Origin of the sequence: Mesorhizobium sp. M2A.F.Ca.ET.042.01.1.1, from assembly GCF_003997405.1 — a bacterium.
Classification (GTDB): Bacteria; Pseudomonadota; Alphaproteobacteria; order Rhizobiales; family Rhizobiaceae; genus Mesorhizobium.
Genome location: NZ_RZRX01000023.1, coordinates 14,561 through 40,914, shown reverse-complemented (window position 1 = coordinate 40,914; position 26,354 = coordinate 14,561). Strand labels below are relative to the sequence as shown.

20 protein-coding genes and 1 tRNA gene are annotated in these 26,354 nt (G+C 64.5%); 10 read left to right on the top strand and 11 right to left on the bottom strand.

The annotated features are described in order from the left end of the window. From EOA23_RS05870 to EOA23_RS05860, 3 genes are all read right to left on the bottom strand, one after another. On the bottom strand, nt 1–277 hold a 277-nt coding region (locus EOA23_RS05870), incomplete at its 3' end, for a class I SAM-dependent methyltransferase (protein WP_245474007.1). A 94-nt stretch (nt 278–371) separates the two neighbouring features. Continuing rightward, the gene (locus EOA23_RS05865) at nt 372–1,373 is read right to left on the bottom strand and encodes an asparaginase (RefSeq protein ID WP_127303216.1); all 1,002 of its coding nucleotides are present in this window, start codon (nt 1,371–1,373) and stop codon (nt 372–374) included. A gap of 49 nt (nt 1,374–1,422) precedes the next feature. Next, nucleotides 1,423–2,589, bottom strand: coding sequence for an acetyl-CoA acetyltransferase (locus EOA23_RS05860; protein WP_127303215.1), 1,167 nt, complete (start codon nt 2,587–2,589; stop codon nt 1,423–1,425). Nucleotides 2,590–2,776: 187 nt separating this feature from the next. Between EOA23_RS05860 and betI the strand changes: the two genes are divergently transcribed. The 6 genes from betI to EOA23_RS05830 all read left to right on the top strand — a co-directional run bounded on the left by betI (nt 2,777) and on the right by EOA23_RS05830 (nt 9,832). Then, nucleotides 2,777–3,367: a transcriptional regulator BetI gene (gene betI / locus EOA23_RS05855; RefSeq protein ID WP_127303214.1), complete on the top strand. Its 591-nt coding sequence runs from the start codon at nt 2,777–2,779 to the stop codon at nt 3,365–3,367. Then, the gene (gene betC / locus EOA23_RS05850) at nt 3,364–4,893 is read left to right on the top strand and encodes a choline-sulfatase (RefSeq protein WP_127303213.1); all 1,530 of its coding nucleotides are present in this window, start codon (nt 3,364–3,366) and stop codon (nt 4,891–4,893) included. The genes betI and betC overlap by 4 nt, the downstream gene beginning before the upstream one ends. Then, nucleotides 4,890–5,894 carry a threonine/serine dehydratase gene (locus EOA23_RS05845; protein ID WP_189341514.1) on the top strand — a complete coding sequence of 335 codons (1,005 nt, stop codon included), beginning with the start codon at nt 4,890–4,892 and terminating at the stop codon, nt 5,892–5,894. The genes betC and EOA23_RS05845 overlap by 4 nt, the downstream gene beginning before the upstream one ends. Beyond that, nucleotides 5,887–7,539 carry a choline dehydrogenase gene (gene betA / locus EOA23_RS05840; protein ID WP_127303212.1) on the top strand — a complete coding sequence of 551 codons (1,653 nt, stop codon included), beginning with the start codon at nt 5,887–5,889 and terminating at the stop codon, nt 7,537–7,539. Before EOA23_RS05845 ends, betA begins: the two co-directional genes overlap by 8 nt. Nucleotides 7,540–7,588: 49 nt before the next feature. Beyond that, nucleotides 7,589–9,052, top strand: a complete 1,464-nt coding sequence (gene betB, locus EOA23_RS05835) for a betaine-aldehyde dehydrogenase (RefSeq protein ID WP_127303211.1) — start codon at nt 7,589–7,591, stop codon at nt 9,050–9,052. Nucleotides 9,053–9,136: 84 nt separating this feature from the next. After that, nucleotides 9,137–9,832, top strand: coding sequence for a YoaK family protein (locus EOA23_RS05830; protein ID WP_127303210.1), 696 nt, complete (start codon nt 9,137–9,139; stop codon nt 9,830–9,832). Nucleotides 9,833–9,867: 35 nt separating this feature from the next. Here EOA23_RS05830 and EOA23_RS05825 read toward each other — a convergent pair whose 3' ends face one another. After that, nucleotides 9,868–12,105, bottom strand: coding sequence for an AGE family epimerase/isomerase (locus EOA23_RS05825; RefSeq protein ID WP_127303209.1), 2,238 nt, complete (start codon nt 12,103–12,105; stop codon nt 9,868–9,870). Nucleotides 12,106–12,308: 203 nt separating this feature from the next. Here EOA23_RS05825 and EOA23_RS05820 point away from each other — a divergent pair. Continuing rightward, nucleotides 12,309–12,385 (top strand) — tRNA-Pro (locus tag EOA23_RS05820). A gap of 174 nt (nt 12,386–12,559) precedes the next feature. Further along, entirely contained in the window at nt 12,560–12,889 is a 330-nt protein-coding gene (locus tag EOA23_RS05815; protein ID WP_126062021.1) for a hypothetical protein, read from the top strand. A 28-nt stretch (nt 12,890–12,917) separates the two neighbouring features. Here EOA23_RS05815 and EOA23_RS05810 read toward each other — a convergent pair whose 3' ends face one another. The 4 genes from EOA23_RS05810 to EOA23_RS05795 all read right to left on the bottom strand — a co-directional run bounded on the left by EOA23_RS05810 (nt 12,918) and on the right by EOA23_RS05795 (nt 18,359). Next, entirely contained in the window at nt 12,918–14,534 is a 1,617-nt protein-coding gene (locus tag EOA23_RS05810) for an ABC transporter ATP-binding protein (protein ID WP_127303208.1), read from the bottom strand. 16 nt (nt 14,535–14,550) lie between these two features. Beyond that, a complete protein-coding gene (locus EOA23_RS05805) occupies nt 14,551–15,675 on the bottom strand; it encodes an ABC transporter permease subunit (RefSeq protein WP_127303207.1) in 1,125 nt (374 codons plus the stop codon). Continuing rightward, nucleotides 15,668–16,591 (bottom strand): ABC transporter permease subunit, encoded by a 924-nt coding sequence (locus tag EOA23_RS05800; protein ID WP_126062024.1) that lies wholly within the window; start codon nt 16,589–16,591, stop codon nt 15,668–15,670. The genes EOA23_RS05805 and EOA23_RS05800 overlap by 8 nt, the downstream gene beginning before the upstream one ends. A 175-nt stretch (nt 16,592–16,766) precedes the next feature. Next, nucleotides 16,767–18,359 (bottom strand): peptide ABC transporter substrate-binding protein, encoded by a 1,593-nt coding sequence (locus EOA23_RS05795; protein WP_126062025.1) that lies wholly within the window; start codon nt 18,357–18,359, stop codon nt 16,767–16,769. 374 nt (nt 18,360–18,733) lie between these two features. On the opposite strand from EOA23_RS05795, the gene EOA23_RS05790 reads away from it, so the two are divergent. Both EOA23_RS05790 and EOA23_RS05785 read left to right on the top strand, forming a co-directional pair. After that, nucleotides 18,734–19,099, top strand: coding sequence for a TadE/TadG family type IV pilus assembly protein (locus tag EOA23_RS05790; protein ID WP_245456575.1), 366 nt, complete (start codon nt 18,734–18,736; stop codon nt 19,097–19,099). Beyond that, nucleotides 19,099–20,862, top strand: a complete 1,764-nt coding sequence (locus EOA23_RS05785) for a TadG family pilus assembly protein (RefSeq protein ID WP_245474006.1) — start codon at nt 19,099–19,101, stop codon at nt 20,860–20,862. Before EOA23_RS05790 ends, EOA23_RS05785 begins: the two co-directional genes overlap by 1 nt. 7 nt (nt 20,863–20,869) lie before the next feature. Here EOA23_RS05785 and EOA23_RS05780 read toward each other — a convergent pair whose 3' ends face one another. The 3 genes from EOA23_RS05780 to EOA23_RS05770 all read right to left on the bottom strand — a co-directional run bounded on the left by EOA23_RS05780 (nt 20,870) and on the right by EOA23_RS05770 (nt 26,353). Next, a complete protein-coding gene (locus tag EOA23_RS05780; RefSeq protein ID WP_127303204.1) occupies nt 20,870–22,525 on the bottom strand; it encodes an alpha-glucosidase family protein in 1,656 nt (551 codons plus the stop codon). Next, nucleotides 22,525–24,525 carry a glycogen debranching protein GlgX gene (glgX, locus tag EOA23_RS05775; protein WP_127303203.1) on the bottom strand — a complete coding sequence of 667 codons (2,001 nt, stop codon included), beginning with the start codon at nt 24,523–24,525 and terminating at the stop codon, nt 22,525–22,527. The genes EOA23_RS05780 and glgX overlap by 1 nt, the downstream gene beginning before the upstream one ends. A 199-nt stretch (nt 24,526–24,724) precedes the next feature. Further along, nucleotides 24,725–26,353 (bottom strand): alpha-D-glucose phosphate-specific phosphoglucomutase, encoded by a 1,629-nt coding sequence (locus EOA23_RS05770; RefSeq protein ID WP_127303202.1) that lies wholly within the window; start codon nt 26,351–26,353, stop codon nt 24,725–24,727. Between the last annotated feature and the right edge of the window lies 1 nt (nt 26,354).

The window sequence follows — 26,354 nt, the reverse complement described above, 5'->3', positions numbered from 1 at the left end:
AGGTAATGCGGCTGTCGGGACCCTGGCGCGACGCCGCATAGTCGAGCATCGGCTGGTTGAGGTCGGTCACGGTGTAGCTGACATCGGGAGAGAGTTTCGGCGCCAAGGCGCGCGTGACGGCCCCGGTGCCCGCGGCGGTCTCCAAAACGGCGGCTGGCGAGAAGGAAGCCGCCCGGCGCGCCGTCTCGGCGGCATAGGCCTCGAAAATCAGCGGCACCATATGGCGATCGTAATTTTCCGGGATCGACCCGGCAAACACCTTGTCCGCTTCCAGCATGATCTGGCCCACCGTCCGATTGATAGTGGAGAAGGCTAGCACATAATTTTTGCCTCGGCTTACCCGCGGGCATATCGGTTCCGGTGAAACCTCGCTAGTTGAGCGCCGCCGTCGGCCGTAGCAAGCCGACCTTGACGCCGATGCGGCTTTCGACTGCGGGATGGGCGAGTTGGGTGAGCCTTGCCGCTACCGCCTCATCGGCGCGCAACAGCTTTGCCAGCACTGCGGCGATCATTACCTCCGCCCCTCTGCCGGCGCCATCATCGCATTTGAGCGCGATGCCGAGGCCAAGCTCGGGCAGCGCCGCGCAATAGACGCCTTCGGCGCCGGTTTTGACGAAGATGCGGCCCGGTGCCGCCTGCATCAGCGCGACATCGGCCTTGCCGGTGCCGGCGACCAGGAACGGCTCGGCCATGCAGGCCGAAAGCAGACGCTTCGCCGCCTTGGCGCGCTCGGGCGAAAAGCCCCTGCCCGTCGCCATGCGGGCAAAGCCCTGCGCAAAACTCTTCAGCGGCACGGCATAGGTCGGGATCGAGCAGCCATCGATGGCGCTGTTGTCGGAGTTGTGGGCAGCGCCGGTGACGGCTTGCATGGCGTCGCGCACCATCTCCTGCTGCGCGTGTCCCTCCTTGACGTAGCCCTGATGGGCTATGCCCGAATGCACGCAGGTACAGAGGAAGCCGGCATGCTTGCCGGAACAGTTGTTGTGCAAGGCGCTCGGCACATCACCGGCGCGGGCGAGCGCAATGGTGGCTTCATGGTTGGGCCAATGCGCGCCGCATTCGAGCGCGGTCTTATCGAGACCCGCCCTGGCGAGCATTGCCCGCGCCAGTTCGACATGAGCGGGTTCGCCCGAATGCGAGGCGCAGGCAAGCGCCAGTTCGCGGTTGCCGAAGCCATAGGCGTCGGCAGCGCCCGATTCGACCAGCGGCAGCGCCTGGATGGCTTTCACCGCCGAGCGCGGGAAAACCGGACGGTCGGTGTCGCCGATCTCCCACACGGGCTTGCCGTCGGCGTCGAAGACCGAAACCGCGCCGCGGTGCCTGCTTTCGACCACAGAACCGCGCGTGACTTCGACCAGAACTGGATTGGACATGCTGCCTCCCGCACGCGCCAGAGGGCGCTGCTTTTAGTGCGGGCAGCTTCTACCTTATGCGATCGAGAATGGAAACGTAGTTGGCGACGGCGGCACCACCCATGTTGAAGATGCCGCCGAGCTTCGCGCCCGGCACCTGGATGCCGCCGGCCTCGCCGGTCAACTGCATCGCGGTGAGCACATGCATCGACACGCCGGTGGCGCCGATCGGATGGCCCTTGGCCTTCAGGCCGCCCGAAGGATTGACCGGCAGGCGGCCGTCCTTGGCCGTCGTGCCGTCCAGCGCCAGCCTGGCGCCCTCGCCTGGTTTGGCCAGGCCCATCGCTTCGTATTCGATCAATTCGGCGATGGTGAAGCAGTCATGCGTCTCGACGAAGGAGAGGTCGTCGAGCGTGACGCCGGCCTTCTTCAGCGCCTGGTTCCAGGCGTGCTCGCAACCCTCGAAGGCTAGGATGTCGCGCTTCGACATCGGCAGGAAATCCTGGACATGCTCGTTGGCGCGGAAGGTGACGGCGCGGCGCATCTTCAACGCCGTCGCAGTGTCGGTGAGCACCAGCGCCGCGGCGCCGTCCGACACCAGCGAGCAATCGGTGCGCTTCAGCGGACCGGCGACGAACGGATTCTTCTCGCTTTCCTGGCGGCAGAACTCATAGCCGAAATCCTTGCGCATCTGGGCGTAGGGATTGTCGACGCCATTCTTGTGGTTCTTGGCGGCGATCATGGCCAGCGCGTCCGACTGGTCGCCATAGCGCTGGAAATAAGCCTGCGCGATCTTGCCGAAGACGCCGGCAAAGCCGGCCGGGGTGTCGCCTTCTTCCGGAAGGTAGGATGCCTTGAGCAGGTTCTTGCCGATCTCGGGACCGGGCGTCGTCGTCATCTGCTCGGCGCCGACCACCAGCACGATGCGGGCGGCGTTGGCGTCGATGGCGCGGATACCTTGCCGGACCGCGGCCGAGCCGGTGGCGCAGGCATTCTCGACGCGCGTCGCCGGCTTGAAGCGCAGCCGATCATCGGCCTGCAGCACGAGGCTGGCGGTAAAATCCTGCGGGGAGAAGCCGGCGTTGAAATGGCCGAGCACGATCTCGTCGACATCGTCGGGGCCGATGCCGGCATGGTCGAGCGCCTCGATGGCAACCTTGGTGATCAGGCCCTCCAGCGTCTCGCCTTCGAGCTTGCCGAAGCGCGAATGCGCCCAGCCGACGATGCATGCGGTCATGGCAACCTCCATTTGCGCCGCAGCCTAGCACGATCCTTGGCGGCACGTGATTCAATATTGTTCAACAGTGAACCGTTTTCTAGCCCTGCCATGGGCCAGAACGACACGATCAGTTGATCCCGGTGTCGATTTTTTATTGATTGACGCGTCAATAAAAAATAATCTCGGCCCGAACCGGACCCCCAAAATGCCGAAAATCGGAATGGAACCCGTGCGCCGCAAGGCGCTGATCGACGCGACGATCTCTGCGATCGGCGAGCGCGGATCGCTGGACGTGACGATGTCGGAGATCGCCGGACGCGCCGGTGTGTCGTCGGCGCTGGCGCATCACTATTTCGGCGCCAAGGACGAACTGCTGTTCGCGACGATGCGGCACATCCTGACCGAACTCAACATCGACACCAGGCGCGCGCTTCACACCGCCGGCACAGCGCGTGAGCGCGTCTCGTCCGTGGTTGCGGTCAGCTTCTCCGATGACCAGTTCCAGGCCGAGATCATCGCCGCCTGGCTTGCCTTCTATGTCGAGGCGCAGAAATCGACCGAGCTGCGGCGGCTGCTGCGCATCTATGCGCGGCGGCTGCATTCCAACCTGATGAGCGGGCTGACCGGCATCCTGCCCCGGGCCGAGGCCGACCGCGTGGCCGAAGCGACCGCGGCGCTGATCGACGGGCTCTACATCCGCCGCGCGCTGAAGGACGGCGTGCCGGACGCGCAGACCGCGATCGCGCTTGTGGAAGACTATCTCGAAACCAAGCTCAACGGACGGAGCCTGCCTTGACCACCCGGCGACCCAATTTCCTGATCGTCATGGTCGATCAGCTCAACGGCACGTTCTTCCCGGACGGCCCGGCCGAGTTCCTGCATGCCCCCAATCTGAAGGCGCTGGCCGCGCGCTCGGCGCGCTTCGCCAACAACTATACCGCCTCGCCGCTCTGCGCGCCGGGACGTGCCTCCTTCATGAGCGGGCAACTGCCGTCGCGCACCCAGGTCTATGACAACGCTGCGGAATTCGCCTCCTCGATCCCGACTTACGCGCATCATCTGCGCAGTGCCGGCTATCACACAGTGCTTTCCGGCAAGATGCATTTCGTCGGCCCCGACCAGTTGCACGGTTTCGAGGAGCGGCTGACCACCGACATCTACCCGGCCGATTTCGGCTGGACGCCGGACTACCGCAAGCCCGGCGAGCGCATCGACTGGTGGTACCACAATCTGGGATCGGTGACCGGTGCCGGCGTCGCCGAGATCACCAACCAGATGGAATATGACGACGAGGTCGCCTTCCACGCGACGCAGAAGCTCTATGAGTTCGCGCGCGTGTCGGACGATCCGGCGAGTCGGCCATGGTGCTTGACCGTTTCCTTCACCCATCCGCACGATCCCTATGTCGCGCGGCGCAAATACTGGGACCTCTATGAGAACTGCCCGGCGCTGGAGCCGAAAGTCGGCTTCATTCCCTATGACAGCCAGGATCCGCATTCAAAGCGGCTCTACAAGGCATCCGACTACGACAGTTTCGACATCACGTCGGAACAGATCCGTCGCTCGCGGCGCGGCTATTTCGCCAACATCTCCTATCTCGATGACAAGCTCGGCGACTTGCTGTCGGTGCTGGAACGCACCCGCATGCTGGACGACACGATCGTGCTGTTCTGCTCCGACCATGGCGACATGCTGGGCGAGCGCGGCCTGTGGTTCAAGATGTGCTTCTACGAGGGTGCGGCGCGCGTGCCGTTGATGATGGCCGGCAAGGACATCAAGGCCGGGTTGATCGAGACGCCTGTCTCCAATCTCGACGTGGCGCCGACGCTCTGCGACCTCGCCGCCATCGACATGAGCGGGATCGCGCCATGGACGGACGGCCAGTCGCTGCTGCCGCTTGCCGCCGGTAAGGAGCGCTCGGCGCCGGTGCTGATGGAGTATGCGGCTGAAGGCTCCAACGCGCCGATGGTGGCGATCCGCGAGGGCAAATACAAATTCGTCCATTGCGAGCTCGATCCGCCGCAGCTCTTCGATCTCGACGCCGATCCGCGCGAGCTCGACAATCTCGGCGCCAACCCGGCTTACGCCGATCTGGTTTCGGCCTTCATGGAAAAGGTTCGCGCGCGCTGGAACATGGCGGACTTCGACGCTGCCGTGCGCGAAAGCCAGGCGCGCCGCTGGGTCGTCTACCCGGCGCTACGCAACGGCGCCTACTACCCGTGGGAGTTCCAGCCGCTGCAGAAGGCGTCGGAACGCTATATGCGCAACCACATGAACCTCGACAATCTCGAAGAGAGTAAACGGTATCCGAGAGGCGAATGATGGCAGACATTCTCGTCCCTACCCTTGATCATTTGAAGCACGCCTATGCCGTCACCTCGGCGGCCACGCAGGTGACGCCGCTCCTGGAGTCGGCGGCCTTGGCCGAGGAGACCGGCGCGGCACGCGTCTTTGTCAAGCCGGAGTCGCTGCAATGGGCCGGATCCTTCAAGGTGCGCGGCGCCTATTGGCGGCTGAAGCGGCTTTCGCCAGATGAGGCGAAAAGGGGCGTGGTGGCCTATTCTTCCGGCAATTTCGCGCAAGGGCTGGCGGCCGCCGGCCAGGCGCTCGGCATCCCGGTCACCATCGTCATGCCGATCGACGCGCCGGCCGCAAAACGCGACGCGACGGCCGGTTATGGCGCACGCGTGGTGCTGACCGACCATGGCGACCGCGCGCGTGAGGAGGTCGCGGCCGCCAAGGCGCGCGAGATCGCCGAGACCGAGCACCTGACCTTGCTGCATCCCTTCGACGATCCGGAAATCGTCGCAGGCCAGGCCGGCGCCGGGCTTGAAGCGCTCGACCAGTTGGCGGCGAAGAAGACGCATGCGGACCTGGTGTTCTGCTCGGTCGGCGGCGGCGGGCTGATCGGCGGCGTCTCGCTAGCCTTCCACTATTTGTCGCCGAGGACCGAGATCATCGCCGTCGAGCCGGAGGGTTTCAACGGCATGGGCTCTTCGCTGGCGCATGGCGCGATCGAGACGATGCCGATCGGGCCTAAATCGATCTGCGACGGGCTGATGGCGCGCAAGCCCGGCGACGCGCCTTTCGCGGCCGTCAGCGCCGCCGGCGCGCGCGGCGTCATCGTCGACGACGCCTCGGTGCGGCGGGCGATGAAGATCGCCTTCGAGCGGATGAAGCTGGTGCTGGAGCCTTCGGGCGCGGCGTCGCTGGCCGCCCTTCTCGGCGGCAAGGTGGATGTGGCGGGCAAAACCGTCCTTGTGGTTGCAACCGGCGGCAATGTCTCGCTCGCCGATTTTATGGCGCATATGAACAATGCTTGAAGCGGATTTCGTCATCATCGGCTCCGGCTCCGCCGGCTCGGCCATGGCCTATCGGCTGTCGGAAGACGGCAAGCACTCGGTGATCGTCATCGAGTTTGGCGGCACCGATATGGGACCGCTGATCCAGATGCCGTCGGCGCTGTCGATCCCGCTCAATATGAGCCTTTACGACTGGGGTTTCGCCAGCGAGCCTGAGCCGCATCTCGGTGGCCGAGTGCTTGCCACGCCGCGCGGCAAGGTGATCGGCGGCTCGTCCTCGATCAACGGCATGGTCTATGTGCGCGGCCATGCGCACGACTTCGACCATTGGGCAGAACAGGGCGCGGCCGGCTGGGGCTTCGCCGATGTGCTTCCCTACTTCAAGCGCATGGAGGATTCCGACGGCGGCGAGGATGGCTGGCGGGGTCACGGCGGACCATTGCATGTGCAGCGCGGCACACGCAAGAATCCGCTCTACGGCGCCTTCGTCGAGGCGGGCCGCCAGGCGGGGTTCGAGCTCACCGACGATTATAACGGCTCAAAGCAGGAAGGTTTTGGGCCAATGGAGCAGACCATTCTTGGCGGTCGCCGCTGGTCGGCGGCGAACGCCTATCTGAAGCCGGCTCTCAAACGCAAGAATGTGAGTCTGGTCAAAGGCTTCGCCCGGCGCGTGGTGATCGAGAATCAACGCGCCGTCGGCGTCGAGATCGAAGCTGACAAGAAGATTCAGGTCGTTAAGGCGCGGCGTGAAGTGATCGTCGCGGCGTCGTCGATCAACTCGCCGAAGATCCTGATGTTGTCCGGCATCGGCCCGGGCGCGCATCTGCAGGAGAACGGCATAAAGGTGATCGCCGACCGTCCAGGCGTCGGCGCCAATCTGCAGGACCATCTGGAGCTTTACATCCAGCAGGAGTCGACCAGGCCGATCACGTTGAACTCGGTGCTCAATCCCTTCTCCAAGGCATTGATCGGCGCGCAGTGGCTTTTCTTCAAGAGCGGGCTCGGCGCCACCAACCATTTCGAGGCGGCGGCCTTCGTGCGTTCGCAGGCAGGCGTCGACTACCCCGATATCCAGTATCACTTCATCCCCGCGGCGGTGCGCTATGATGGCAAGTCGGCGGCGAAGTCGCATGGCTTCCAGGCACATGTCGGGCCGATGCGTTCGAAGTCGCGCGGCTCGGTGACGCTGCGCTCGCCGGATCCGAAGGCCAAGCCGGTGATCCGCTTCAACTACATGTCGCATCCAGACGACTGGAGCGAGTTCCGCCACTGCATCCGGCTGACCCGCGAAATCTTCGGGCAGAAGGCCTTCGACGGCTTCCGCGGCAAGGAGATTTCACCCGGCAGCCATGTGCAGACCGACGACGAGCTCGACGCCTTCATCCGCGACCATGCCGAGAGCGCCTATCATCCCTGCGGCACCTGCCGGATGGGACGCGCCGACGACCTGACCGCCGTCGTCGATCCGGAGTGCCGGGTGATCGGCGTCGAGGGCCTGCGCGTCGCCGATTCCTCGATCTTCCCGCGGGTGACCAATGGCAACCTCAATGCCCCCTCGATCATGACCGGCGAAAAGGCGTCCGACCATATCCTCGGCCGCATGCCGCTGGCGCCATCCAACCAGGAACCCTGGATCAATCCGCGCTGGCAGGTGGCGGACCGATAGGGCATTGTCGGGCTGACCGCCCTCCTGGCGAACAGACTTGGAGAAAGCCATGCGCGCCCAGCCGACCGCATCGCACTATGTCAACGGCCGCTATATCGAGGATGAGGGCGGCACGCCGCTGCCGGTGATCTATCCGGCAACCGGCGAGACCATCGCCACCCTGCATTCGGCGACGCCGAACGTGCTGGAGCTGGCGATCGAGGCGGCCCGCTCCGCGCAGCCGGCCTGGGCGCGGCTGAAGCCCGTCGAGCGCGGCCGCATCCTGCGCCGCGCCGCCGACATTTTGCGCGCACGCAACGCCGATCTGGCGCGCATCGAGACGCTCGACACCGGCAAGGCGATCCAGGAGACACTGGTGGCGGACGCCCCTTCCGCCGCCGACTGCCTGGAATATTTCGCCGGAGCGGTCGCCGCCTTCAACGGCGAGATGATCGATCTCGGCGGACCATTCGCCTACACGCGCCGCGAGCCGCTCGGCGTCTGCGTCGGCATCGGCGCCTGGAACTATCCGATCCAGATCGCCGGCTGGAAGTCGGCGCCGGCTTTGGCCATGGGCAATGCCATGGTGTTCAAACCTTCGGAGAACACGCCGCTTTCGGCCCTGGCGCTGGCCGAGATCTACTCGGAGGCCGGCCTGCCCGACGGGTTGTTCAATGTCGTGCAGGGTTATGGCGATGTCGGCGCCGGCCTCGTCGGCCATGATGTGGTGGCAAAAGTTTCGGTGACCGGCTCGGTGCCGACCGGCCGCAAGGTGCTGTCGCTCGCCGGCTCCAAGATGAAGCACGCGACGATGGAGCTCGGCGGCAAGTCGCCGCTGATCGTCTTCGATGACGCCGATCTCGAGAACGCCATCGGCGGCGCCATGCTCGGCAATTTCTATTCGACCGGGCAAATCTGCTCCAACGGTACGCGCGTCTTCGTGCAGAAAGGCCTGCATGATCGCTTCGTCGAGCGGCTGGTCGAGCGCACCAAGAAGATCCGCATCGGCGACCCGCTCGACCCGGAAACGCAGATGGGGCCGCTGGTCAACAAGGCGCAGCAGGAGAAGGTCGTCTCGTACATCGAAGCCGGCAAGCAGGATGGCGCTCAGCTGGCCTGCGGCGGGAACGTGCCGTCGCTGCAAGGTTTCGAGAGCGGTTTCTTCATCGAGCCGACCGTGTTCACCAATGTCACCGACACGATGCGCATCGCGCGCGAGGAGATTTTCGGACCGGTGATGAGCGTCTTGAAGTTCGACAGCGAGGACGAGGTGATCGAGCGCGCCAACGACACCGAGTTTGGGCTGGCGGCCGGCGTGTTCACGCGAGACCTGCCGCGTGCGCATCGGGTGATCGCCGAGCTGCAGGCCGGCACCTGCTGGATCAACGCCTACAATCTGACTCCGGTCGAAATGCCCTTCGGCGGCGTCAAGCAGTCCGGCATCGGCCGCGAGAACTCGCTTGCCGCGCTGGCGCATTATTCGCAGCTCAAGGCGGTTTATGTCGAGACGGGTGACGTAGCGGCGCCTTATTGATATCGCGATCCGTTTCGGCAGATCATCGCGCTGTTCTCCTTGCCGCGGTTTGCCACAACCTTGCCGGAGGCAAAGGAGGCCAAGATGGCGGGTGAAGCCAAGGACAAGCGAGCCGTCGTGTTGCCGCTGCTGCTCGGCTTCAACGGCGGCTATGTCGACACGATGGGTTTCCTGGCGCTCCAGGGGCTGTTTACCGCGCATGTCACCGGCAACTTTGTGACGCTCGGCGCCTCCCTGGCGCTCGGCACGTCGGGCGCCCTGTCGAAGCTGCTTGCGCTGCCGGTCTTTTGCGCTGTTGTCATCCTCAGCCGGCTGTTGTCGAACACGCTGAGACACCGCGAAGCGCCGGTCTTTCGTTACCTGCTGACGATCAAGCTCGTATTGCTGATCGCAGCCGCCGTTCTGGCGGTCCGGCTCGGGCCTTTCCCGGATGGCGACCATTGGGCCGCCATCGTAACGGGAATGATATTGGTTTCGGCCATGGCGGTGCAGAACGCCGCGCATCGCGTCCATCTCGCCAGCCTGCCGCCTTCGACGCTGATGACGGGCACCACGACCCAGATCATGCTTGACCTGGCCGACCTGATCTACGGCTCGTCCGCCGAGGATACTGCCGCGTCACGGTCGCGCCTCGCGCGGATGTCGGGCATGGTGGCCGTCTTCGCTCTCGGATGCGGAACGGCCGCGCTGCTCCATGTGCAGATCGGTGTCTGGTCATTCGCGGCGCCGCCGGTCGTCGCGCTGCTGGCGCTGATCGTCCGCGGGAGCGTGACGCCATGACGAAGGTGTTTGATCGGGCCGTGCCGGAAACCGGCTCACCCCATCTGCGCCGTTCCGTCCAGATACTGCGTCAGCGCATAGACCAGATGATAGAAGATGCTGGCCGGCACCTCGGTCGCCAGTGAGCGGCCGCGCTCGTCGATGCGGTCGATCCACAGGCCGAGCGGCGCCGGATCGATGTGCCAGCGGAACAGGCGGCCGACGCGCGCCTCGATCTCGGGCTTGAGGTCCGGCCCGCCCGACCCGTCAAGCGCGATCGCCGCCTTGATCGCCTCGGCCTGCGGCCAGCTTCGCGAGACCGTGTCGAGCGGCAGACCCTGGCGCGAGACCGCGCCATAGGCGAGGCCGGTTGAGCGGTTCAGGCCGTTGGCAATGGCCGAGGCATAAAGCTTGCGGGCGAAGGCGGTGAGCTCGCTCTGGCCGCTGCGGGCGGCGAAATCGACCAGCAGCGAGGCCCATTCGAAATGATGGCCAGGCTCGGTCCAGGTCCCCTTCTCGCCCGCGGCCGGCTTCCAGTCCACGTCGAAATACTCGCCGATCGTCCAGCTTTCGGCATCGAAGAAATGACTGCGGAAGAGGTCGATGATGCGCGCCGCGCGGCGCAGATAGGCGCGCTCGCCCGTCGCCTTGTGCCAGGCGAGGAAGGCCTCGAGCAGATGCATATGCGGGTTGGAACGCCGCTCCTCCGCCCCGTCGGAGGTTTCCAGAAAACCGGTCATGCGGCTGTCTTCCAGATGCGCGTCGAGGAAGGCAAACGTCTCCTCGCCGAGCCGCAACGCATCTGGATGGCCCGACATGTGGGCGTGCGCCAGCGCCAGGAGCACGCAGGAATGATCGTAGGCATCCTCGACAGGATCGGCGACCGAGCCATCGATGTTGAGCGTGCGCACCCAGCCGCCGCGCACGGTGCGGCCCTGACCAGCCATGAAGTCGATACCGTGGGCGATCAGCCTGTCCGCCGGACCGTCCCAGCCACGCTCCCTGGCCACCGCGAAGGCGTAGACCTGGCGCGCCTGCGTGCGCATTCGCTTGGGTTTCATCAACGGCGCGGCGTCGAAGCCGAGCGCTTCGTGGAAGCCGCCATGGCGCTGATCGACGCCGACCGTCGACCACAGCGGCAGCGTCTCCTCGAACAGCCAGTGGCGCACGCGCCGCCGCCATGCGCCACTCTCGATGACGCGGTCATGCGCCGGCGTGAATCGCGTCTCCAGCCGGCCGGATTTCTCCAGCTGCTCGACGATCTTCTTGACGTGCTGGCTGTGGCTGACCGGCGCGACGAAGGTGGCGTCGGCCGTCGAAACGATAGCGACATCCTTCATGCCGATCGCCGAAAGCAGACGGCCATCGCCGCGGATATAGGAGTTTTCGCAATCGATGGCGACGACATCGCCGAGGATGACGTTGCCGTCCTTGTCGGACGGGCCGACATCGAGCAGCGACTGCCAAGAGCCGAGATCGTTCCAGCGGAAGCCGGCCGGCACCATGGCGATGTCCTTGGCCCGCTCCATGATGGCGTAGTCGATCGAGGTCGACGGGATGGCCGAGTAGAGTTCCAGCGGCATGTAAAGGCCCGAGAGATCGCTGGTTGCCGCCTTGTAGACAGCTTCGGTCGCCTGCCAGATTTTTGGCTCATAGGCCGCGAAGGCGTCGCGCATGGCGCCGGCGCGGAACAGGAAGATGCCGGTGTTCCAGTAGAAATTGCCGGCGTCGAGATAGGCCTGCGCGGTGGCGAGATCCGGCTTCTCGACAAAGCGCGAGACGTCGAACACGCCGCCCCTGTCCGCCCCGACCTCGATATAGCCATATCCGGTCTCGGGCTGGGTCGGCTTCAAGCCGAACACCACGAGCCGCCCGGCATTTGCCGCGGCCGCGCCCGCCTCGATGCTTTGCCAGAACTGAGCGGTCGTCGAGATCTCATGGTCAGACGGCACCACCAGCACCAGCTCGTCGCCATATTCGGAGAGCGTGCGCAGGCTGGCCAGCGCGACGGCGGCGGCTGTGTTGCGGCCCGTCGGCTCGAACAAAGGTCCGCCGCCCTTGAGATCAACGCCGGCAAGGGCGGCATGGACACGCTCGGCGTGACGTTCCGCGGCTATCAGGAAGATCGGCGTCTCGCCGTCCGGCCGCGCCGCCAGCCGGCGCAAGGTCCTGGCCAGCATCGAGCCATCGCCGGAAAAATCGTGGAACTGCTTGGGGTTGTCCTCGCGCGACAGCGGCCACAGCCGCGAGCCGACGCCGCCACTCATGACGAAACTGACGATGCGCTGAGGCAAGATTCGGGACTCCAGGCGGCCGGAGAAATCGTTTTAGCGGGGTCATGGTTGGTCACACAAGGCTGGAGCTCGCCTTTCGCGAACTGCCTCAACCCGCTGCCGTCCCGACCGGCGCGACGAAAGCCGAACGAAATGCGACAGAAGTGCTGCCATTGCCGCTTGCAGTATCGAAAAGCGGCGGCTATAAGCCCGCCGTCTGGTCACGGAGTGTAGCGCAGTCTGGTAGCGCACCTCGTTCGGGACGAGGGGGTCGCAGGTTCAAATCCTGCCACTCCGACCAGAAGAAACAAGCACTTGGATGCTTGCATCCCGCGCGCCTCGTTGACTTTTTTCGTGGAACAGTGAGCCGATTGGCTTGTGCCGCCTATTGTGCTCGACAGCCGGCCGTTCCTTTGACCTAATGGCGTACTGTCCTGGGTTCGTGGAGCGCGGAACCCGCAGAGCGGCTGAGAGAATGACATTCAAGCCTACAGCCATTTCGATCGCGACGCTGCTTCTGGCAGCAGGCTGCTCGTCGACCACCGCGTCGATCAGCCCGGCGAAATACGACAAGATGAACTGCGCCGAGCTCAACAATGCGGTGGGCGACACCGCCACGGATATTTCGCGCACCGCAATCGCCCGCGGCAAGGTCGCCAATACCAGCGTGCCGAATTGGCTGCTCGGCGGCGAACGTGTGAAGACGGCGGTCGCCGATCGCGAAAGCGCCCGGATCGAACGGCTGCAGCAACAGCAGCAGGCGATCGTGACGGCCAGAAAGCAACGGTGCCCCTCCGCGCAGTGAGCCGGCGCCCGGTCGGACTCGCCCGGCCTCAGGCGCTGATGCGGAATCGTGTCGAATCGATCGCCGCGTTCATCAGCGTCTGGGTGTAGGCCTCGCGCGGATTGTCGAAGATTTCCTGCGTCGGTCCTTCCTCGACGATCTTTCCCTGCTTCATCACGATGATGTAGTCGGCCATTGCGCGCACCACAGCGAGGTCGTGACTGATGAACAGGTAGGACAGCTCGTGGTCGGCCTGCAGCTTGCGCAGCAATTCCACGATCTGCTTCTGCACCGAACGGTCGAGCGCCGAGGTCGGCTCGTCCAGCACCACCACTTTCGGCTTCAGGATCATGGCGCGGGCAATGGCGATGCGCTGGCGCTGGCCGCCGGAGAATTCGTGCGGGTAGCGATTGCGAGCGTTGGGATCGAGACCGACCTCGCGCAGCGCCTCGACGGCGCGCTGGTCGCGCTGCTTGCCGGTCAGCGAAGGCTCATGCACCAGAAGCCCTTCGGTGATCACCTGGCCGACGGTCATGCGCGGCGACAGCGAACCGAACGGATCCTGGAAGACGAGCTGCAATTCGCGCCTGAGCGGCCGCATCGCCTGGCGATCGGCTTCTGAGATGTCGCGGTCGCCGAAGCGGATGACGCCGTCGCTAGGCAGGAGCCTCAGCAGCGCGCGGCCAAGCGTCGACTTGCCGGAACCCGACTCGCCGACGATGCCGATCGTCTGGTTGCGCTTCAGCCGGACCGAGATCTTGTCCACGGCGCGCAGCATCAGTGGCTCGCCACCGAGGAAGCCGCCGCCGATCTTGAAGACGACCTCGACATTGCGGCCTTCGAGCAGCACCGGCGCGTTAGCCGGCGGTGCTGCTTTGCTGCCGGTCGGCTCGGCCGCGAGCAGCATTTTGGTGTAGGCGTGCTGCGGATTTGCGAAGAGCGCTTCCGCCGCGCCCTCCTCCACCACCTCGCCCTGGCGCATGACATAGACGCGGTCGGCGAAACGGCGCACGATGCCGAGGTCGTGGGTGATGAAGACGATCGCCATGCCGAGCTTGCGCTGCAACTCGGCCAGCAGCACCAGGATCTGCGCCTGGATGGTGACGTCGAGCGCTGTCGTCGGCTCGTCGGCGATCAGGATGTCGGGATCGTTGGCGAGAGCCATGGCGATCATGACGCGCTGACGCTGGCCGCCCGACATTTCGTGCGGATAGGATTTCATGCGCCGCTCGGGATCGGGAATGTGCACCAGCCTGAGCAGCTTCAGCGCTTCTTCGCGCGCCGCCGGTCCGGAGAGCCCGCGGTGGCGGCGGATCGGCTCGATCAGCTGATTGCCGATGGTGTAGAGCGGGTCGAGCGAGGTCATCGGCTCCTGGAAGATCATGCTGATCTTGCGGCCGCGCACCTTGTTGAGCTCGCTCTTCGACAGGGTCAGAAGGTTCTGGCCGCGGTAGTCGACATGGCCGGTCGCCTCGCCATTGGAGGACAAGAGGTTCATCGCCGCCATCATCGTCTGGCTCTTGCCGGAGCCGGATTCGCCCACGACGGCGACGGTCTCGCCCGCCTTCACGTTGATACTAATGCCCTTGACCGCCTCCACCGTGCCGTCGAGGGTCCGGAAGCGGACGCGCAGGTCCTTGACGCTGAGGATCGTTTCGGTGGCCATGTCAGCGGTCCCCATCTTATCGATCTTTCGGGTCAAGCGCGTCGCGCAGGCCGTCGCCGACGAAGTTCAGGGCAAACAGCGTTGAGACGAGGAAGAAAGCCGGGAACAGCAGCAGCCAGTTGGCGTAGCCGATGTTCTTGGCGCCGACCGAGATCAGCACGCCCCAGCTCGTCATCGGCTCCTGGACGCCAAGGCCCAGGAAAGAAAGGAAGCTCTCCAGGATGATGACCTGCGGCACAAGCAGCGTCATGTAGATGACGACCGGGCCAAGCAGGTTGGGGATGACATGGCGCAGCAGGATGCCGCGCTGGCCGACGCCCATGGCCTCCGCCGCCTGGACATATTCCTGCCTGCGGATGGAGAGCGCCTGGCCGCGCACGATGCGCGCCATGTCGAGCCACAGCACGGCGCCGACCGCCAGGAACATCAGCACGAAGTTGCGGCCGAAGAACACCACCAGCATGATGACGAAGAAGATGAAGGGCAGCGAATAGAGCACGTCGACGATGCGCATCATCACCTCGTCGACCCGACCGCCGGCGAAGCCTGCGGTCGCGCCGTAGATGACGCCGATGACGCCGGCGACGACGCCGGCGAGCAGGCCGATGGCGAGCGAGATGCGCCCAGCCATAAGCGTGCGCGAAAGCAGGTCGCGGCCGGTGTTGTCGGTGCCGAAGTAGAAATATTGCTGCTTGACGGCCGAGCTCATCGTCACTTCGCGGCCGTCGGGCGACTTGTTCTCGATCCTGGTGTCGTCAAAGGCGTCGGAACGGTCGAGGTAGCGGATGTTGCGGTCGTCGATCGGCTTGGTCGAGGTGACGGTGACGATGACGCGGTTGCCGTCCTGATGCCATTCCTTGATGTCGGCGCGCATGCGCTTGATCGCGTCGGTGAGCGCACCCTGTATCATGTCGGGCTTCGGATAGGCCGAGAGGCTCGGCGGCATGCGCACATAGTCGCCGTAGATGGTGGTGTATTCGTGCGGCACGACCATTGGGCCGAACACGCTGATGACGGCGATGAAGGCCAGGTAGTAGAGGCTGAACATGGCGGCGCGGTTGCGCTTCAGCCGCGCCCAGGCATTGCCCCAAAGCGAGCGGCCGACGATCGGCTCGGGTACGGCGACGGCAAGGTCAGTCATAGCGCACCCTCGGATCAACGACCGCGTAGAGAAGATCGACGATCAGGTTGAAGACGATGGTGAAGAGCGCGATCACCACCACGGTTCCCATGACCAGCGTGTAGTCGCGGTTGAGCGCGGCATCGACGAAATAGCGGCCGACGCCGGGAATGGAGAAGATGGTCTCGACGATGATCGAGCCGGTGAGCAGCGCCGCCGCTGCCGGGCCGGTGAAGGAGACGATCGGCAGCACGGCGCCGCGCAGCGCGTGCTTGACCACCACCGACCAGTCGGAGAGGCCGAGCGCGCGGGCGGTGCGGATGTGGTGGGAGCGCAGGCTCTCGATCATCGAGCCGCGCATCAGGCGGGCCACGATGGCGATCTGCGGCAAGGCCAGCGTCAGCACCGGGCCGACCTTGTTGATCAAAGCGCCGTCGCCCCAGCCGCCGATCGGCAACAGCTTCCAGGACAGCCCGAAGACAAGCTGGATCACCGGCGCGATGACGAAGGTCGGGATGGTGCTGCCTGCGGTGGCCAAGGCGATCACCGAATAGTCGGCGATTTTGTTCTGGTTGAGCGCCGCGATCGTGCCGAGGACGGAGCCCAACAGCAGCGCCAGAACCAGCGCCGACGTGCCAAGCTGAACGGAGATCGGCAGGCCCTTGGCGAAGAGTTCGGTGACGGTGAAATCCGGCAGATTGTAGCTTGGGCCGAAACTGCCGCGCAGAAGATTGCCGAGATAGTGAAGATATTGCAGCCAGAGCGGATCGTTGAGGCCGAACTGGGCTTCGAGATTGGCCCTGATCTCGGGGCTCAGGCCCCTCTCCTGGTTGAACGGGCCGCCAGGGGCAACGCGGATCAGGAAGAACGCCACCGTCACGATGACGAACAGCGTCGGGATGGCGGTCAACAGCCGCCGGAAGACATAACGCAACATCGGCGCCCCGCTTCAGCCAGGGCGACAACTCTCCAGACGGGATCGTGGCGCGCTGGCATCTCTGATCTTCGCACCGGGATGCTCGAAAATCCAATCCGACTTTCGGCCCGACACGACGACAGACCGTGACCGCCGCTCACCAAACGGGGAGCGGCGGCACGGCCAAGGTTGATTGTCAGTCCTTGGAGATGAAGCGGGACGGATGAATGTCCATCACATTGTCGTCGAAGCCATGCACCTTCGAGGACACGATGTCGTGGTAGCTGTAGTAGAGCAGCGGGATCGCGCCGACGTCGTCGACGAGGATGCGCTCGGCCTCGGCGAGGTCCTTCATGCGCTCTTCCGGCTTGCCGCCGGCGGCCGCGGCCTTGTCCATGGCAGCCTCGTAGGCCGGGCTGTTGTAGTTCGAGTAGTTGTTGCCGCTCGCCTTGCGCGAGATGCCGAGGAAGGTCTCCGGATCCTTGTAGTCGGCGATCCAGGCGGCGCGGGCCACGTCGTAATTGCCCTTTTGCTCGAGGAAGGCATAGTGGGTCTTGGTGTCGGTGTTGAGCAGCGTCACCTCGACGCCGAGCGGCTTCAGCTGTTCCTGGATGGCGACTGCCGTGTTCTTATGGTTCTCCGAGGTGTTGTAGCGGATTTCCATCTTCAGCGGATGCTCAGGCGTATAGCCGAGCTTCTCCAGGATTTTCTTGGCCTCGTCCTCGCGGTCGATCTGCGGCGTGTCGGCGTATTTGGCCAATGCCGGCGTGTAGCCTTCGATGCCCGGAGGCACCATCGAATAACCGGGCAGCATGGAATTCTGCCAGACCTTCTCAGCGAGGAAGTCGCGATCGATCGCCATCGAGATGGCGTTGCGCAGCTCGACATTGTCCCAAGGCGCCTTGTCAGTCTTGATCGCAAAATAATAGGTGCCGAGATATGGCCCGACACGGACCTGATCACCGAATTTGGTCTTGAGATCGGCGAGCTGTTCGGTCGGCAGGTCACCATAGCTGTCGAGCTCGCCGGCCTCGAATCGCTTCATCGCCGAAGAGCGATCCTCGGTCGGGATGTAGTTGACCACGTCGAGCTTGACGCTCGCAGCGTCCCAGAACTTCGGGTTCTTGACCAATTTCATATGGTCGTTAGGGACCCATTCGGCCAGAGTGTAGGCGCCGTTCGAAACCAGCTTGCCCGGCTTGATCCAGTCGGCGCCGAGCTTGTCCATGGAAGCCTTGTTGACCGGATAGGTCGCCTGGTGGGTCAGCATCTCCAGGAAATAGGGCGTCGGAGCCTTCAGCGTGACTTCAAGCGTGTTGGCGTCGATCGCCTTCACGCCCATATCCTCGGCCTTGCCTTTCTTGGTGTTGAAGTCCTCGGCGCCCTTCACCGGATAGAGCATCGAGGCGTATTCCGCAGCGGTGGCCGGATCTTCCAGCCGATGGAACGAATAGACGAAGTCGTCCGCCGTCACCGGGGTGCCGTCCGACCAGAGGCCGTCCTTGCGCAGCTTGAAGGTGTAGACGGTGCCGTCGTCGGACACCGTCCAGCTTTCGGCGGCGCCCGGAATGAGGTTCGTCTTCTGGTCATGCATGACGAGGCCCTGGAACAGGTCGCGTATGATATCGGCCTCGTAGGTCGTCGACGTCTTGTGCGGATCGACCGTCTCCGCCTCCGCGGCGGCGCCGCGGTTGTAGACGGTTTCGGCGAAAGCATGGGTGTAGAAGGAGCCCGTGGCCAGAGCCAAGGTGGTGGCGAACGCCGTCGCCTTCAGCATGTTTTTCAGCATGAAGTTCTCCCTGTCGGCGCAGCCCCTCAGCCACGCCTTTCTTAAGTGTTGACGCCCCGGAACCGTTGAAACGGCCCCTTTCAGGCGTGCCGCCGGTCCCTTCCGGCTGCTGGTGGCTGGAGACTAGACAGAGCGGAATCTTATTTCAACCATTGCCTGCTTGACGCAAAGTGAGCGTCATCACGCTAAAACAGCGAAAACTAACGTTATAAACCGAACTTCAACTTGGCACACCCGCCGGTTGTTCGACGCGTTTTCTGTTTTTGCAGGCGGGGTTTGGCATTCTCCGCAACATGCTGAAAAACCGAAAATTCCTTGCTTCGTGCTGTCGTTTCCGGGCGGATGCCACGGGCACATCGGCAGTCGAATTCGCCATGCTTGCGCCGGTTTTCATCCTGCTTTTGCTCGGCATGGTTGCATACGGAATCTATTTCGGCGCCAGCCATTCTGTGCAGCAGATCGCCGCCGATGCGGCGCGAACGGCGATCGCCGGCCTCAACCAGACCGAGCGGCAGGCACTGGTCACCGATTTCATCGCGCATGACGTCTCCGGCTACCCGTTCGTCGATCCCAACAAGCTGACCGTCAACGCACAGGACAGTGTCGCCGATGGCAGCCAGTTCGTCGTCTCCGTCACCTATGATGCGCGCAACCTGCCGATCTGGAACCTGTTCAGGACGCTGCCGCTGCCGGGCACGACGATACAGCGCCAGTCGACGATTCGTGTCGGAGGCATATGATGTCCATCAAGGGGGGATTGATGGCGGCGACGAGGAGGCTCGTCGCCGACCCTAGCGCGAATTTCGCCGTCATGACGGCGCTGTGCACGCCAGTGGCGCTGGCGCTGACCGCCTTCGCGATCGACGAAGGTTCCCTTTACAACGAGCGCCGTGCCGCGCAGTCGATCGTCGACCTCGCCGCCATCACCGCGGCCTCGAACATCACCAATGCCCAGCAGGCGGTGCTGACGACGCTCGCCGACAACGGCATCACCTCGGTCGCGGTGCAGCAACAAGGCACCAACGTGGCGCCAACCGCCTCCAAGGCGGTCGTCCAGGTCGTGCCGGGGCGCTACACGGGCGTCAGCACCATTGCCGCCGGCAGCCGGTTCGAGGCGGGCAAGCTGCCCTACAATGCCGTGCAGGTGTCGCTGAAGAAGCAAGGCACGCTCTATTTCGCCGGCTCGATCATGGCGCCGCCCACACTCGGCACGACGGCCATCGCCAGCGCGCAGCCGCAGGCAGCTTTCTCGGTCGGCTCGCGACTCGCCAGTCTCAATGGCGGCATTCTCAACGCGCTTATCGGCAGCCTTCTCGGCGGCAACATCTCGCTCAGCGTGATGGATTACAATTCGCTGATCTCGGCCGATGTCGACGTGCTCTCCTTCGTCGACCAACTTGCCGTGCAGCTCAGGCTGACCGGCGTTTCCTATTCGGACGTGCTCGCCTCGAAGGCGACGGTCGGCCAGATCGCCACCGCCATGGCCAACGTGCCGGGGCTGGACCGTACGGCCAAGATCGCATTGCAGGCCATGGCTTCCAGCGCCACCAATACCGTCAAGATTCCGCTCAGCACTCTCGTCGACCTTGGCTCGGTGGGCAGCCTGGGCCTTGGACAGAAACCCGCCGGGCTGTCGGTCGACGCCAGCGCGCTCAGCATGTTGACGGCGGCGGCGGCTTTGGCCAACGGCACGAACCAGGTCGCGGTCAATCTCGGCGCTACCATACCGGGACTGACATCGACGACGCTTGCCATCGCCATCGGCGAGCCCATGCAGAACTCGCCCTGGCTCGCGGTGGGGGAAGCAGGCACCGTGGTGCGCACGGCGCAGACGCGCATCAAGCTAAATGCCAGCGTCACCGTCGGCAATTCCAATCTCGGCGGCGGCATCAATCTGCTTGCCGTCAACCTGCCGCTCAATATCGAGGTCGCCTATGCCGAGGCCAAGCTGACCGATATCACCTGTCCGACCGGCCCCTCCAGCATCAAGGTCTCGATCGCCGCGCAACCAGGGGTGGTCGAGGCGCATCTGGCCGACAGCAACACCAGCGGTTTCGCGGACTTCACCAAGCCGCAATCCTTCTCCGACGCCGAGATCGCGGATGTCAGCCTCAAGCTGTTGCTGATCAACCTCAACCTGCTGCAGATCAAAGGATCGTCGGCCTTTTCAATCACCAACATGGCGCCGACCACGCTGACCTATAGCGCCACCGACATCGGCAACAAGGCGATCAAGACGGTTTCGACGAAGAACCTGACGCAGTCGCTGACGACATCGCTGGTCAACAACCTGTCGTTGTCGGTCAACGCGCTGGGGCTCGGCCTCGACGTGACCGCCCTGCTCGGCGCAGTCAAGCCGGCGGTGACGACGCTGCTCAACGGCGTGACCGCGCCGGTCGACAGCCTGGTCTACAACGTGCTTGGGACAATTGGCGTGCATGTCGGCGAGGCCGATGTGCGCGTGACCGGCGCGACCTGCGGCCGCTCGGTGCTCGTCCAGTAGACCGCTATCAGCCAATCCTTCCGACAAAACTGCCCAATGGCGGCAACGCCAGCGCGCTCTCCCCGACAACGCCGCCAAGAACGCCGGCGACATCAACGGCAAGAGCCGTTATCTCGACATCCCCGATCTCGGCCGGCAGCGCCCAGTTCGCCGGCTCCGCGGCGAAGTTGAAGACGCACAGCAATCTCTCATCCTCCTGCTGGCGTATGAAGGCCAGCACGTCGCCCTCGGCCTCGAGAAAACGGATGGAGCCGGCGATCAACGCCGGATGGCGCCTGCGCAGGCCAAGGATCGAACGGTAGACCGCGAGCACGGAACCGCCCTCGCCATCCTGAATGTCGACCGCGCGGGCGCGATGCGCCAGCGGCACCGGCAGCCAGGGCTTGGCCGTCGAGAAACCGGCATTTTCCGCCTCTGCCTGCCACACCATTGGCGTGCGGCAACCGTCCCTGCCCTTCACGCCCGGCCAGAAGCGGATGCCGACGGGATCGCGCAGATCCTCATAGGCGAGCTCGGCTTCCTCCAGCCCCAGTTCCTCGCCCTGGTAGAGGCAGATCGATCCGCGCAGGCATGACAGCAGCGCGATCGAGAATTTCGCCACCGCGTCCGGGCTCTCGCCGGGCCGCGTCCAGCGGCTGACATGGCGCACGACGTCATGGTTGGAGAAAGCCCAGCAGACCCAGCCGTCCGGGGCGGTCGTCTCGAACGCCTCCACGCAGCCGCGCACATGAGCGGCGGAAAATTGCGGGCTGAGCAGGTCGAACGTGTAGCACATCTGCAATTTATCGCCGCCGGAGACATAGGCAGCGAGCGTCTGCAGCGAACGCTCCTCGTCGCCCACCTCGCCGACCGCGGCGCGATCCGGATATTCGTCGAGCAGCGCGCGGAAGCGTTTCAGGAAGTCGAGATTCTCGGGACGCGTCTTGTCGAAGAGATGCTCCTGGAAGGCATAGGTGCTGGTCGCACCGTTGGTGCCGGCGACGCTCGCGGCCAAAGGCGGGTTGTCGCGCAGCCAGCGGTCGTGAACATAGTAGTTGACGGTATCCAGCCGGAAGCCGTCCACGCCGCGCTCCAGCCAGAAGCGCACGGTGTCGAGCAGCGCATCCTGGACCTCCGGATTGTGAAAGTTGAAATCCGGCTGCGCGGCGAGGAAATTGTGCATGTAGTACTGCCGGCGGGTGGCATCCCACTCCCAGGCGGGGCCGCCGAACAGCGATTGCCAATTATTAGGCGCGCTGCCGTCCGGCTTCGCATCGGACCAGACGTACCAGTCAGCCTTGGCGTTGTCGCGGCTGGCGCGGCTTTCGACGAACCATTCGTGCTTGTCGGAAGAATGCGAGATCACCTGGTCGATGATGAGCCTCAGACCGAGCCGGTGCGCCTCGGCGACGAGCGCGTCGAAATCCTCCAGCGAGCCGAACATCGGATCGACGTCGCGGTAGTCCGAAACGTCGTAGCCCATATCGGCCATCGGCGACTTGAAGAAGGGCGACAGCCAGACGGCGTCGGCGCCGAGCGAAGCGATATGGGCGAGCCTGGCCGTGATGCCATTGAGGTCACCGCTGCCGTTGCCGGTCGTGTCCTGGAAGGAGCGCGGATAGACCTGGTAGATGACGCAGCCGCGCCACCATTGTGCACCCTGTCCAGCATTGCCATCGATCATTACGATCCCTTCCTGGCGCGGCCGTTCGCCGCCTGTCGCTCAATCATGAAACTCACACAGCGGCCAGGCAGCGGCCGTGCCAGATCGACCGGTTGCGTCTCGACCGCTGAGAGCCACTCGAAGCCTTCCCGCACCGGCAAGGTGAAGACACATTGGCGGCGGTCGCCGTTGACGAGGATCGCGAGGCGCTCGCCCTGGCTATCGCCGAGCAGCATGACGAGGCGGTGTCGGCCGGGATCGTTCCAATCGCCCTCGCCGAGCGGTATGCCGGCCTCGGTGAGCCAGGCCACGTCGGGAAATTCTCCATCATCGGCGGGCTCACCGGTTAGGAAGCGTGTGCCCGCCAGCGCAGGAAAGGCCCGGCGCAGCGCGGCAAGCGACGATGCGTATTGCTCCAGGGCCTGATCGCGGCCGGCCCAGTCGAGCCAGGTGATGGCGTTGTCCTGCGCATACGCGTTGTTGTTGCCGTTTTGCGTGCGGCCGAACTCGTCGCCGGCCGTCAGCATGATGGTGCCGCGCGAGGCAAAGAGGGTGGCGAGCAACGCGCGTCGGTCGTTGGAGCGGGCCAGGCTGATCGCCTCGTTGTCCGTCTCGCCTTCGGCGCCGTTGTTCCAGGACAGATTGTCGTTATGGCCGTCGCGGTTCTGTTCGCCATTGGCCTCGTTGTGCTTGCGCTCATAGGCGACGATATCGGCGAGCGTCATGCCGTCATGCGCGGCGATGAAGTTGACCGTTCGGGTCATCGGCCGGCCGTTCCTGCCGAAGACGTCGGAGGAGCCGGCAAGCCGTGTCGCCAGCGCACCGATCGCGCCGGCGTCGCCGCGCCAAAAGCGCCTGACATCGTCGCGGTAACGGTCGTTCCATTCCAGATAGGGCGGGCGGAAATTGCCGAGCTGATAGCCGTTCGGGCCGATATCCCAGGGCTCCGCGATCAGCACGCGGTCGGCGAGCACGGGATCGCTGGCTATACCCTGCAGCAGCGGCGCCTCCGGATCGAAGGCGCCATCGACGCGACCGAGCACCGGCGCCAGGTCGAAGCGAAAGCCGTCGACGCCGGCGAAGCGGACGAAGTCGCGTAGCGTGTCGAGCACCATCTCGCGCACCCCCGGATGGTCGCAGGCAACCGTGTTGCCGGTGCCAGTGTCGTTGACCAGCTGGCCATCCGACTGATGCCCGTAGTAAGCCAGCGCATCGAGCCCGCGCAGCGACAGCGTCGGCCCGAGCCGGTCGCTTTCGCCGGTATGGTTGAAGACAAGGTCCAGGATGGTGCCGATGCCGGCCTTGCGCAGCGCTGCGACAGTGTCGCGCAACTCCTTGAGACCGCCAGGCGCGAGACGCGGGTCGAGCGTCATGAAGGTGACGGGGTTGTAGCCCCAGGCGTTGCTGAGGCCCAGCGGCGGCAGGTGCCGCTCGTCGATCGACGCGGTAATCGGCATCAATTCGACGGCCGAGACGCCGAGACGCTTCAGGTGCTCGACGACCGCCGGATGGGCGAGCGCCGTGATGGTGCCGCGCTGCGCTTCCGGAATGTCGGGATGCAGTTTTGTGAAGGAGCGGACGTTGAGCTCGTAAATCAAGCCGCCGGGTTGGAACAGAGGCGGCTTGGGCGCCACGGCCTCAGGCGGCGCCACCACGATCGCCTTGGGCATCAGGGGTGCGGTGTCGGCCCCCTCGTTGCGCTTGGCGGCAAGCCGCCAATGGTATTGGTAAGGACGATCGATCTCGACGGCGTAGGGATCGGTGAGGAGCTTGTCGGGATCGAACCACAGGCCGCGCTCCGGCGCGTAGTCGCCGTCGGCGCGAAAGCCGTAGCGCGTCCCGTCACAAAGGCCGGGGACAAGGAGCGCGTGCACGCCCTCGCCTTCCGGCTTCAGCTCCAGCCGATCGAGTTCGCGCGCGCCGCTGTTGTCGAAAAGCGAGACCCAGAGGCGCCGCGCCGATGAGGACCAGACGGCAAAGCGGATGCCTTCGGCGGTGATGGTGGCGCCGAGTTGGGTCATGCGGGCGCCTCCCCTTCTCCCCTTGCGGGAGAAGGTGGATCGGCGCGCAGCGCCGAGACGGATGAGGGGTGTTGGACGGAGTGAGGCGCCGGCGATGTGAACGCCGGTTTGCGCCAAGCTGGAGCACCCCTCATCCGTCCGAGCTTCGCTCGGCCACCTTCTCCCACAAGGGGAGAAGGGGGAGCCTTCTCTTGCACCCTCAAGTAATCACGCTCGGCTTGTTGCGGCCGGTGTAGCTCTTGATGCCGGCGATGTCGTCGGCGGCGGCGATCAAGTCGGCGAGCGCTTCCTGCGTGTCGAGATCGTGCCTGGCCTTGTCCGGTTCGTAGCGCTCGATATAGACGCGCAGCGTCGCTCCCGAGGTGCCGGTGCCGGAGAGGCGCAGCACGACGCGCGAGCCGCCCTCGAATAGTATCCTGATGCCCTGGTTCTTGCTCACCGAGCCGTCGACCGGATCGTGATAGGCAAAGTCGTCGGCCTTGGCGATCTTCAGGCCGCGCACGCTCGTTCCGGGCAGCGAACCGAGCTTGGCGCGCAGCTCATCCACCAGGGCGTTGGCACGGTCGCTCTCGACCTCTTCATAGTCGTGGCGCGAATAGTAGTTTCGGCCGTAGGTCGCCCAGTGCTCCGTGACGATCCGCTTGCAGCTCTCGCCGCGCGCGGCGAGGATGTTGAGCCACAAAAGCACGGCCCACAACCCGTCCTTCTCGCGCACATGGTTGGAGCCGGTGCCGGCGCTTTCCTCGCCGCAGATGGTCGCCATGCCGGCGTCGAGCAGGTTGCCGAAGAACTTCCAGCCGGTCGGTGTCTCGTAGATGCCGATGCCGAGCTTTTCGGCGACGCGGTCGGCGGCGCCGCTGGTCGGCATGGAGCGGGCAATGCCCTTCAGGCCGTCCTTGTAGCCCGGCGCCAGTTTGGCATTGGCGGCGAGCATCGCGACCGAATCCGAGGGCGTGACGAAGATGCCTTTGCCGATGATCAGATTGCGGTCGCCGTCGCCGTCTGAGGCCGCGCCGAAATCCGGCGCGTCGGGCCCCATCATCTCGTCATAGAGATGTTTTGCGTGCACCAGGTTCGGATCGGGATGATGGCCGCCAAAGTCCGGCAGCGGCTTGAAGTTGCGGCAGGTGCCGTCCGGCGCGCCGAGCCGGCGTTCCAGGATTTCCTTGGCATAGGGACCGGTCACCGCATGCATGGCATCGAAGCGCATCCGGAAGCCCGATTTGAACAGCTTCCTCAGCGCCTCGAAGTCGAACAGGCTCTCCATCAATTCGGCATAGTCCTTGACCGGGTCGATGATCTCGACCGTCATGTCGCCGGCCTTGACGGTCCCGATCGTGTCGATGTCGATCTCGCCGATATCGGCGATCTTGAAGCTCTTGATTTCCTTCGACCTGGCGAAGATCGCGTCGGTGATCTTTTCCGGCGCCGGGCCGCCATTGCCGGCATTGTATTTGATGCCGAAATCCTCATGCGGACCGCCGGGATTGTGGCTCGCCGACAGGATGATGCCGCCGAAGGTCTTGTATTTGCGGATGACGTTGGAAGCGGCGGGCGTCGAGAGAATGCCGCCCTGGCCGACCATCACCTTGCCGAAGCCGTTGCCGGCGGCTATGGCGATCGCCTTCTGGATGACCTCGCGGTTGTAGAAGCGGCCGTCGCCGCCGATCACCAGCGTCTTGCCCTGAAAACCGTCCAGCGCGTCGAAGATCGACTGGATGAAGTTCTCGGCGTAGTGCTCCTGCTGGAACACCGGCACCTTCTTGCGCAGGCCGGACGTGCCGGGCTTCTGGTCGGGATAGGGTTTGGTGGGGACGGTTTTTATCATG

Bases quoted from the DNA above. Each gene is read 5' to 3' on its own strand.
- EOA23_RS05865 (WP_127303216.1), bottom strand. From the start codon at position 1,373: ATGTCCAATCCAGTTCTGGTCGAAGTCACGCGCGGTTCTGTGGTCGAA.
- EOA23_RS05860 (WP_127303215.1), bottom strand. From the start codon at position 2,589: ATGACCGCATGCATCGTCGGCTGGGCGCATTCGCGCTTCGGCAAGCTC.
- betI (WP_127303214.1), top strand. From the start codon at position 2,777: ATGCCGAAAATCGGAATGGAACCCGTGCGCCGCAAGGCGCTGATCGAC.
- EOA23_RS05845 (WP_189341514.1), top strand. From the start codon at position 4,890: ATGATGGCAGACATTCTCGTCCCTACCCTTGATCATTTGAAGCACGCC.
- betA (WP_127303212.1), top strand. From the start codon at position 5,887: ATGCTTGAAGCGGATTTCGTCATCATCGGCTCCGGCTCCGCCGGCTCG.
- betB (WP_127303211.1), top strand. From the start codon at position 7,589: ATGCGCGCCCAGCCGACCGCATCGCACTATGTCAACGGCCGCTATATC.
- EOA23_RS05830 (WP_127303210.1), top strand. From the start codon at position 9,137: ATGGCGGGTGAAGCCAAGGACAAGCGAGCCGTCGTGTTGCCGCTGCTG.
- EOA23_RS05815 (WP_126062021.1), top strand. From the start codon at position 12,560: ATGACATTCAAGCCTACAGCCATTTCGATCGCGACGCTGCTTCTGGCA.
- EOA23_RS05810 (WP_127303208.1), bottom strand. From the start codon at position 14,534: ATGGCCACCGAAACGATCCTCAGCGTCAAGGACCTGCGCGTCCGCTTC.
- EOA23_RS05805 (WP_127303207.1), bottom strand. From the start codon at position 15,675: ATGACTGACCTTGCCGTCGCCGTACCCGAGCCGATCGTCGGCCGCTCG.
- EOA23_RS05800 (WP_126062024.1), bottom strand. From the start codon at position 16,591: ATGTTGCGTTATGTCTTCCGGCGGCTGTTGACCGCCATCCCGACGCTG.
- EOA23_RS05795 (WP_126062025.1), bottom strand. From the start codon at position 18,359: ATGCTGAAAAACATGCTGAAGGCGACGGCGTTCGCCACCACCTTGGCT.
- EOA23_RS05790 (WP_245456575.1), top strand. From the start codon at position 18,734: ATGCTTGCGCCGGTTTTCATCCTGCTTTTGCTCGGCATGGTTGCATAC.
- EOA23_RS05785 (WP_245474006.1), top strand. From the start codon at position 19,099: ATGTCCATCAAGGGGGGATTGATGGCGGCGACGAGGAGGCTCGTCGCC.
- EOA23_RS05780 (WP_127303204.1), bottom strand. From the start codon at position 22,525: ATGATCGATGGCAATGCTGGACAGGGTGCACAATGGTGGCGCGGCTGC.
- glgX (WP_127303203.1), bottom strand. From the start codon at position 24,525: ATGACCCAACTCGGCGCCACCATCACCGCCGAAGGCATCCGCTTTGCC.
- EOA23_RS05770 (WP_127303202.1), bottom strand. From the start codon at position 26,353: ATGATAAAAACCGTCCCCACCAAACCCTATCCCGACCAGAAGCCCGGC.